Annotated in this window: 1 protein-coding gene; it reads left to right on the forward strand. The window is 66.3% G+C overall.

All coding sequences use genetic code 11. The annotated features are described in order from the left end of the window. A partial coding sequence (locus RMT89_RS43405; protein WP_315889263.1) for an acyl-CoA dehydrogenase family protein occupies positions 1-194 on the forward strand: 194 nt, incomplete at its 5' end. Between the last annotated feature and the right edge of the window lie 73 nt (positions 195-267).

Below are 267 nucleotides of genomic sequence, written 5' to 3' on the forward strand. Positions count from 1 at the left end.
CGCTGGAGGCGGTGGGCGAATACGCCGCGCCGTTCGTGGCCGATACCTTCGAGTCCACGAATGCAGGGCGGGCGGGGCCGGACTACGCCGCGCCCGTGGCGCCGGCCTATTTCAACTACCGCAAGACCTCGATCTACGCGGGCTCTAACGAGATCCAGCGCAATATCATCGCCAAGGCGGTGCTGGGGCTCTGAGGGCCTTGAGGGATTAAGGCTTGGAGCAGGCCGCAATCATGGCGTCGACGGTCTGCTCCACCGAGGCCACGGG

Source organism: Streptomyces sp. P17, assembly GCF_032436805.1.
GTDB lineage: Bacteria > Actinomycetota > Actinomycetes > Streptomycetales > Streptomycetaceae > Streptomyces.